Origin of the sequence: Burkholderia lata, from assembly GCF_902499025.1 — a bacterium.
Taxonomy (GTDB): Bacteria; Pseudomonadota; Gammaproteobacteria; order Burkholderiales; family Burkholderiaceae; genus Burkholderia; species Burkholderia lata_C.
In genome coordinates, this window is sequence record NZ_CABVPW010000001.1 from 336,160 (window position 1) to 343,840 (window position 7,681).

Consider the following 7,681-nt stretch of genomic DNA (forward strand, 5'->3'; position numbering starts at 1 on the left):
CCTGCCGTTCCGCTACAGTGCGCGCCGGATCGCCTGCTCGAGCAACGACAAACCGAGATCGATTTCCGCTTCGCTGACGGTCAGCGGCGGTGCGATCCGGAACACGCCGCCCATGCCGGGCAACTGCACGATGTTCATGCTGAGCCCGAGATGCATGCACTCGCGCGTGATCTTCGCGCCGAGCCCGTCTGCCGGTTCCTTCGTGCGGCGATCCTTGACGATCTCGACGCCGAGCAGCAGCCCGCGTCCGCGCACGTCGCCGATGCAGTCGAAGCGTTCCATCAGGTCGAGCAGGCCGCGCCGAAGCCGGTCGCCCATCACGTTCGCCCGCTCGACGAGCCCGTCGCGCTGCACGACGTCCAGCACACGCAGGCCGACGGCCGCCGGCAGCGGATCCGACACGTGCGTCGTGTAGAACAGATAGCCGAGCTCGTGCGCGCGTTCCTCGATCTGCGCGGACGTCACGATTGCCGCGAGCGGCAGCCCGGCGCCGAGCGTCTTCGATAGCGTCAGGATGTCGGGCGTCACGCCGTCGTGCTGGCACGCGAACATCGTGCCGGTGCGGCCGACGCCCGTTTGCGCCTCGTCGAGGATCAGCAGCATCCCGCGTTCCTCGCACTTGCGCTTGAGCGCCGCCATATAGCCTTCCGGCAGCTCGATAATCCCGCCCGAGCTGAGGATCGGTTCCGCGATGAAGGCTGCGAGGTTGCCGCTCGACTGGCGATCGATCAGGTCGAACGCGTAGTCGAGTTCGGCCAGATAGTCGTAGGTGCCGTTGCGCTCGAAGCGCGGCCGGTACGTGAACGGCGCCGGAATCGCGAACGAGCCGACGGCGGCCGGGCCGACGCCCTTGCGGCCGGCGCTGTACGTGGCCGACGCGGCTGCGCCCGTCATCCCGTGCCACGACTGCGCGAAGCCGACGATCTCGTACTTGCCGGTGACGAGCTTCGCCATCCGGATCGCCGCTTCGTTCGATTCCGCGCCGGTGCTGAGCAGCAGCGCGCGATCGAGCCCGGCGGGCGTGACATCGGCGAGGCGTGTCGCGAGGTCGACGACCGGCCGCGACAGCATCCCGCTGAACAGGTGGTCGAGCTTGCCCGCGTATTCGCCGATCACGGAGACGATCTCCGGATGGCTGTGGCCGAGCACCGCGCTCATCTGGCCCGACGTGAAATCGAGGATCGCGCGGCCGTCCGCGTCGTACACGAAGCTGCCTTTCGCGCGCTCGACGATTATCGGCTCGAACGTGCCGCCGTAGCGGACCAGGTGCTGCCTGGCGTTGCGCCAGAAGGTCGGGTCGTCGTTCAGGGACATCGGGCGTCTCCAGACAAAGGGCAAAGGGCAAGGGGCAGGGGGCAGGGGGCGCTTGCAGTCTAGGCGCGTGTCTGGTTTGATGGAAACGAATAGTTCTTATGCAAGGTAGAAAAGGAGCTAATACCTTGGGACTCTCGCTCGAAATCGACCTGCTGCGCTCGTTCGTCGTGATCGCCGAGGTGCGCGCGCTCAGCCGAGCGGCGGCGCGCGTCGGCCGGACCCAGTCCGCGCTCAGCCAGCAGATGAAGCGGCTCGAGGAGGCCGTCGACCAGCCGCTGTTCCAGCGCACCGGGCGCGGCGTGGTGCTGACCCATCCGGGCGAGCGGCTGCTCGTGCATGCGCAGCGCATCCTGCGGCTGCACGACGAGGCGATGGCCGACCTGTGCGGCACGGGCTTGTCGGGGACGATCCGCTTCGGGTGCCCGGACGATTACGCGGAGGTCTGGCTGCCTGCGCTGCTGCGGCAGTTTTCGAGCCAGCATCCGCAGGCGATCGTCGAAGTCGTATGCGGGCCGACGCCGCGCCTCAACGAACAGCTGGAGAAACGCGCAGTCGATCTGGCGATGATTTCATTGCCGGACGATGGCGCGAGCGACGACATCATTCGCCGCGAGCAACTGGTCTGGATCGGCTATCCGGGGCTGGAACCCGCGCATTTCGAGCCGTTGCCGCTGGCGCTGTCCGATCGCGACACGCTCGATCACATCGCGGCCTGCGAGGCGCTGGATCGCGCGGGCCGCGATTACCGCGTCGCCTATGCGAGCAGCAGTCTCGCGGGGCTGATCGCGCTGGTGCGCTCGGGGCAGGCGTTCGCGGTGATGACGCAGACGGCGGTGCCGGCCGACCTCGCGATCGTCACCGGCGATCCGCGCCTGCCGCCGTTGCCGGCGGTGGGCATTGCGCTGAAGTTCGATCGCAAGCGGCCGTCGCATCTGACGGCGGCGTTCGCCGAGCATATCCGACTCACGCTGCCGCTGTTGTGATGTGCGCGGCCGCAGCGACGCAGCCTCACTCGACCGTCGACGACGCCGACACCTTTGCCGCGCCACGTGCATCGGCATCCACCGTCGCATCGCGCACGCGGATCGCCGCCTGCATGCCCGACAACTTGAGTTCGGTCTCCTGATATTCGTTGACCGGCTCGGAATCGGCAACGATGCCGCAGCCCGCGAACAACCGGCACGCGCCGCCGTCGACCAGCGCGGAGCGCAGCGCGACGATGAAGTCGCCGTTGCCGTGCGCGTCGATCCAGCCGACGGGCGCCGCATACCAGCCGCGATCGAAGCCTTCATGCGCACGGATGTGGTCGAGCGCTTCGGCGCGCGGATGCCCGGCCACCGCCGGCGTCGGGTGCAGCGCCGCGACGACCTGCAGCAGCGTCGCATCCGCCTTCAGCGTCGCGCGGATCGGTGTGCTCAGGTGCTGCAGCCTCGGCAGCCGGTGCAGCGACGGTTGCTCGGGCACGTCGAGCGCGCGCGACAGCGGTGCGAGCGCCGCGCGGATCGCGTCGACGACGAGCGCGTGTTCGAGCCGTTCCTTCGCGGAATCCATCAGCGCCGCGCCGAGTGCGCGATCGTCGTCGGGCGTGGCGCCGCGCCGGATCGTTCCGGCCAGCGCATGCGTGCGCACGTCGCCCGCCGCGACACGCGCGAGCCGTTCCGGCGTGGCGCCGACGAAGCAGGCCCCTTCGCGGCGGACCGCGAACAGGTGCGCATGCGCGTCGCGTTTCCGCAGCCGGCGCAGCAGCGGCGCGACGGCAACGGGCCGCGCGTACTGTTCGAGCACGTCGCGCGCGAGCACGACCTTGCCGAATGCGCCGCCGCGGATCGCGTCCACCGCGCGCCGGACTTCGTGCTGCCATTCGCTCGCCTGCAGCGCCTGCGTGTGCAGCAGGTGCGGGGCATCGTCGTCGCGGGCGGCGGCGAGCGTGCCGAGCGACTCGATGCGCGCGAGGCACGCATGCGCGAGCGCAGCCGGATCGTCGTGCGCGGCGACGATGTGCTGGCAGACAACCCAGTGCGCATCGCCTTCGCGCACGATCAGCAGCTTCGCCACCGTCATGCTCGCGTCGGGAAACGGTGCCCAGTGTGTGCTGCGTGGGCCATGCGAATCGAACCGGAAGCCGCCGACGACGCGCGGCGGTTGCGGGCCGGCCGTCACCGCATCGCGAACGAGCGTGCGCCAGCGCGCATCGATCTGCGCGAAGCGCGTGTCGCCGGTGGCGGTCAGTTCGAGCGCGCAGTCCCAGCCGAACAGCGTGACGGACGCATCGCCGGCTTCGTGGAAGAACCACGGCGTGGCGCCGTCGTCCCACGCGGCGATCAGGTCGAAGAAGTCGAGCGGGCGCAGCGGTACCGACACCGACGCGAGCGTCGGCGTGCCGGTGTCGGCGGCGCGGCGGGCCGCACGGGCGAACGTGTCGTGCAGCAGCGGGAGGCCGGCGTTCATGCGAGCCCCCGTTGGCGGCGCCAGTGCTGGGTCTGCTGCGCGATGTACCACGCGATCAGGCCCGAGAACAGCGTTTCGACGTAGTCGGCATCGAGGCCGGCCTGTTCGGCCCAGCGGCGCCGGTCGGGCAGCATCGCGGCCACCCGTTCCGGCGCGGCGATGCTCGCTTCGTCGGGCTTGAAGCGCGACGCAGCCTTCACGTATTGCATGCGCTGGCCGAGCGCTTCGATGATGTCGGCGTCCAGGCGATCGATGGCTGCGCGAATGTCGGGCAGCCCCGTGCAGGCGTCCGGTGTCTTCATGTGTACTCCTTTCCGTAACGAAGGGATTGGTCGATCCGTTCGACCAGATGCGCGATCACCGCCGGGTATTGGTGGCGCAGGTAGAAGTGGTCGCCGCTGAACGTCTCGATGCGGATCGGGCGCGACGCGACGTCCTGCCACGCGTGCGCTTCGTCGTTGTCGAGCTCGGAATCGGCAAGCGGCAGCATCACGCCGAGCGGCGTATTGAGACGTGGCGGCCGGTCGCGGCGATACGTTTCGATCGCGCGGTAATCGCTGCGGATCATCGGCAGGTAGATCGCGCGCATCTCCGGATCGGCGAGCAGCGCGGCGTGCTCGCCGGACAGCCGCGCGACATCGCCCACGAGCGCATCGTCGGATTGCAGGTGCAGGTCCGACAGGCGCTGGCGATGCGGCGGCGGCAGCGCGGACACGGCCAGGTAAAGCGGTGCCGCGCCACGCGCTTCGAGCCGCGCCGCCACCTCGTACGCGAGCGCTGCGCCGAGGCTGTGCCCGAACAGCACGAGCGGCGCGTGTGAATAGCGTTGCAGCGCGTCGGCGGCGGGGCCGGCGAGTGCGTCGATCGATGCCAGGCACGGCTCGCCGAAGCGTTCCTCGCGGCCCGGATACTGCAGCGCGAGCAGGTCGACGTCCCACGGCAGCGCACGGCTCCAGCCGCGAAAGAAATTCGCGGTGCCGCCGGCGTGCGGGAAGCAGACGAGCTGCGCGCGCGGGCACGGCGACAGGCGCAGTTCGCGGATCCAGTTCGAATCGGTCGGTCGCGCGCTCATGCGGCCGCCGCCTGCAGCTGACGGCGCAGCAGGTCGCGCAGCGATTTCTTGCTGGTCTTGCCGATGCCGGTTTCCGGGAAGCGCGGCATGAATTCGATGCGATCGGGAATCTTGAACGCCGCGAGTCCGCAGTCGCGCAGGTAGCGTTTCAGCACCAGCCTGGACGGTGCGGGTGCGCGCGCGACGACGAACGCGCACGTGCGCTCGCCGAGCAGCGGGTCGGGCATCGCGACCACCGCCGCGTCGTGCACCTGCGGGTGCGCGAGCAACAGGTTCTCCACTTCCTCCGCGGAGACCTTCTCGCCACCGCGATTGATCTGGTCCTTGTCGCGGCCTTCGACGACGAGGTCGCCGTCCGCGGTGCGCCGCACGCGGTCGCCGCTGCGATAGAAGCCGTCGGCGGTGAACGCGTCCGCGTTGTGCCCGGCGAGCCGGTAGTAGCCGCGTATCGTGTACGGGCCGCGCACCTGCAGTTCGCCGATCTCGCCGGGCGCGACCGGTTCGCCGGCCTCGTCGACGATGCGCACTTCGTCGCCGTCCGACACCGGGCGGCCCTGCGTGTGCGCGATCCGTTCGGGCGAATCGTCGAGCCGGGTGCAGCAGATGAGCCCTTCGGCCATCCCGAACACCTGCTGCAGCTGGCAGCCGAGCACGGGCGTCACACGCGCGGCAGCGTGGTCCATCAGGCGCGCGCCGCCGACCTGCAGCACGCGCAGGCTCGACAGGTCGGCCTGCCGTTGCGGCTGTTCGTCGAGCCACAGCAGCGCGAGCGGCGGCACGAGCGCGGTATGGGTGACACGCTCCTGCGCGATCAGCGCGAAGCTCTGTTCGGGCTCGGGCCGCCCGGTCGCGACCACGCGGCCGCCCGCGAGCAGCGCGCCGATCGTGCCGGGGCAGCACAGCGTGAAGTTGTGCGCCATCGGCAGCGCGGCGAGATACACGGTGCCGGCGTCGAAACCGCTCGCGGCGCTGCACGCGCGCACGTTGTACAGGTACTCGCGATGGCGGCGCGGAATCAGCTTCGGCGTGCCGGTCGTGCCGCCCGACAGCTGGAAGCATGCGATGTCGTCGGCGCGTGCCGCGCATTCGCGCAGCGGCGGCGCGTCGTACAGCGCGTCGAACGGCGTGAACGCGTGATCGTCGCCGGCCATCACGATGTGCTCGAGCGTCGGGCAGTCGGCCTGCAACGCGGCCGCGAGCGGCCGGCAGTCGAACTCGCCGAGGTGTGCCGCGCCCAGATATGCACGCGCGCCGGCGAAGCGGCAGAACGCGCCGATCTCGTAGTGCCGGTGAGCGGGGAGGGCGAGCACCGGCCGCACGCCGAGCTGGAACAGCGCGAAGCAGGTCTCGATGAAGCGCGCGCCGTTCGGCAGGTGGACGACGACCGTGTCGCCGCGCGTCAGTCCGAGATGCGCGAGGCCGCCCGCAAGGCGGCGAATGCGCGCCAGCAGGTCGCGGTAGCTGAACCGGCAGGCGCCGTCAACGATGGCGAGCGCATCGGGATCGCGCTGCGCTTGCGCGTCGAGCGCATCGAAGAAAGTCGTGTCTTGCCAATAGCCGGCGTCGCGATAGCGGCGTGCGAAGTCGTCGGGCCAGTCGGGCGTGTCGGCCGGGCTGGCCGGCGCCACGGAGGGGAGGGTGGGTTGCATGCGCTGACCTTGGGTTCGGGCAAGTTGTCAGAAATTGTAAATGAGAGGTATTATCATTTGTAACAAGTGCCGCGATAGCGTCGTTTCTTTCGATATCGCGGCAATTTCATTCGATCGGGCGCCTGCCGCGCGGCGCCCGCCCGGCCCGGCCGGACAATCGGCCGGTTGCCGCCGGCGCGCGCCGGGCCGCGCGTGCCGCCTAACCAACGGACCTCCGATGAGCTCGACCTCTTTCGCTTCGTCACGACGTCACCCGCCGGTGCTCGTGCCCGGCAATCATCCGGGCGTGGTGCACATCGACACGGGCATGAAACTCATGAGCGGCACGCTGTGCTCGGACAGCCGCGACTGGTACGAGGAGCCGCTCGAAAAAGGGCTGAAGCTCGTCCTCGTGCAGAGCGGGCAGCTGCGCTGCCGCGTGCCGGGCCAGCCCGAGCAGTGCATCAAGGGGCCGGGCCTGTGCGTGATCGCCAACGACGGCGAATTCACGACGCACCAGATCTACGACCGCGACACGCCGCTGCGCTACACGATCGTGCAGCTCGGCCTCGATGCGCTCGACCGCAACCTGAGCCTGTTGCCGGAGAAGATGCTCGCGCCGACGGGCGGCGATCCGCGCATCGTCAGTTGCCCGGCGTCGAAGGCGCTGCAGGCGCTCGCGGTGCAGATCGCGACGTGCCCGTTCGAGGGCGCGGTGCGCGAGTACTACCTGAAGGCCAAGGCCTTCGAGCTGACCGCGCTGAGCGCGCAGCTGCTGGCGACGCAGCGGCAGTTCGCGCCGGCCGACGTGCGCGTCACGTCGTCGGACGTCGAGCGCGTGTACGCGGCGAGCGACATCCTGACGCGCGAGCTGCAGCGGCCGCCGACGCTTGACGCGCTCGCGGGCCGGGTGGGGACGAATTCACGCAAGCTGACGGCCGGTTTCCGCAAGGTGTTCGGCACGAGCGTGTATGCGTATCTGCAGGAATACCGGCTGCGGACCGCGCACGCGATGCTGTGCGCGGAGGACGCGAACGTGTCGACCGTCGCGTATCGCGTCGGCTACAGCCCCGCGCATTTTTCGATCGCGTTCCGCAAGCGCTACGGCATTTCGCCCAGCGATATTCGTGTGTCGTCGAACGCGATCGACGACGTCGAGATGGAGAGCGCGGCAATCTAAAACAACTGACCGGCAGCCTAAAGCAATCGACCGGGCTCA

At 69.5% G+C, this 7,681-nt stretch carries 7 protein-coding genes; 2 read left to right on the plus strand and 5 right to left on the minus strand.

All coding sequences use genetic code 11. The annotated features are described in order from the left end of the window. Window positions 1-12: 12 nt before the first annotated feature. Window positions 13-1,314 (minus strand): aspartate aminotransferase family protein, encoded by a 1,302-nt coding sequence (locus BDI24065_RS01435; RefSeq protein WP_175029670.1) that lies wholly within the window; start codon window positions 1,312-1,314, stop codon window positions 13-15. A 98-nt stretch (window positions 1,315-1,412) separates the two neighbouring features. Between BDI24065_RS01435 and BDI24065_RS01440 the strand changes: the two genes are divergently transcribed. Further along, the gene (locus BDI24065_RS01440; RefSeq protein WP_175029671.1) at window positions 1,413-2,297 is read left to right on the plus strand and encodes a LysR family transcriptional regulator; all 885 of its coding nucleotides are present in this window, start codon (window positions 1,413-1,415) and stop codon (window positions 2,295-2,297) included. A gap of 25 nt (window positions 2,298-2,322) precedes the next feature. Here BDI24065_RS01440 and BDI24065_RS01445 read toward each other — a convergent pair whose 3' ends face one another. Genes BDI24065_RS01445 through BDI24065_RS01460 form a run of 4 tightly spaced genes read right to left on the minus strand, consistent with a single transcriptional unit; the run spans window position 2,323 to window position 6,483 of the window. Further along, window positions 2,323-3,762 (minus strand): isochorismate synthase, encoded by a 1,440-nt coding sequence (locus BDI24065_RS01445; protein WP_175029672.1) that lies wholly within the window; start codon window positions 3,760-3,762, stop codon window positions 2,323-2,325. Beyond that, complete coding sequence (locus BDI24065_RS01450; protein WP_175029673.1) at window positions 3,759-4,064, minus strand: isochorismate lyase; 306 nt, start codon at window positions 4,062-4,064, stop codon at window positions 3,759-3,761. The genes BDI24065_RS01445 and BDI24065_RS01450 overlap by 4 nt, the downstream gene beginning before the upstream one ends. Beyond that, window positions 4,061-4,834 carry a thioesterase II family protein gene (locus BDI24065_RS01455; RefSeq protein WP_175029674.1) on the minus strand — a complete coding sequence of 258 codons (774 nt, stop codon included), beginning with the start codon at window positions 4,832-4,834 and terminating at the stop codon, window positions 4,061-4,063. Before BDI24065_RS01455 ends, BDI24065_RS01450 begins: the two co-directional genes overlap by 4 nt. After that, window positions 4,831-6,483 carry a (2,3-dihydroxybenzoyl)adenylate synthase gene (locus BDI24065_RS01460; protein ID WP_175029675.1) on the minus strand — a complete coding sequence of 551 codons (1,653 nt, stop codon included), beginning with the start codon at window positions 6,481-6,483 and terminating at the stop codon, window positions 4,831-4,833. Before BDI24065_RS01460 ends, BDI24065_RS01455 begins: the two co-directional genes overlap by 4 nt. 217 nt (window positions 6,484-6,700) lie before the next feature. Between BDI24065_RS01460 and BDI24065_RS01465 the strand changes: the two genes are divergently transcribed. Continuing rightward, the gene (locus tag BDI24065_RS01465; protein ID WP_175029676.1) at window positions 6,701-7,642 is read left to right on the plus strand and encodes a helix-turn-helix transcriptional regulator; all 942 of its coding nucleotides are present in this window, start codon (window positions 6,701-6,703) and stop codon (window positions 7,640-7,642) included. Window positions 7,643-7,681: the final 39 nt, after the last annotated feature.